Here is a 516-nt window from a genome sequence, read left to right as displayed (position 1 = left end):
AGCTTGCAAACCGAATTTCGCTTTATGCCAGCACCACATTTTGAAACGAGATTGGCCTATCGCTTACTTGATGTCCAAACTGATTTTGAAAGTGGCAGAAAGACCAAACCGCTATTGGCCAAACACCGTGGTTTTGTCAACCTAGCTTATAATCACCATTCTGGCTGGAGTGTAGACTATACGTTGAATGTAGTTGGACAAAAACGCATTCCGTCAACAGCAGAGAACCCCGTTGAATATCAAATGCCTACTGCATCAAAAGCTTATGCGACCATGAATGCGCAGATTAGCAAAACTTTTGGGAAAGAGAAAAACTTCACTGTATATGTGGGCGGAGAAAATCTGTCTAATTATTTCCAAAATATGCCAATACTTGCAGCGGATCAACCCTTTGGAAACTATTTTGACACTTCAATGCTTTGGGGAGCATTAACAGGACGCATGTTCTACACTGGGGTTCGTTATTTCATCAAATAATAGCTCAGCTAAAAAATCAATGAATAATAAAAAAGCGGC

Annotated in this window: 1 pseudogene; it reads left to right on the top strand. The window is 40.5% G+C overall.

The annotated features are described in order from the left end of the window. Positions 1–477, top strand: a pseudogene (locus B2X72_RS22675) (TonB-dependent receptor); the annotation flags it as partial. Between the last annotated feature and the right edge of the window lie 39 nt (positions 478–516).

Source organism: Sphingobacterium sp. UBA7253 (genome assembly GCF_002472745.1).
Lineage (GTDB): Bacteria > Bacteroidota > Bacteroidia > Sphingobacteriales > Sphingobacteriaceae > Sphingobacterium > Sphingobacterium siyangense.
Note: the sequence above shows the minus strand (reverse complement) of the source record. Positions and strands in the feature narration are given on the sequence as shown.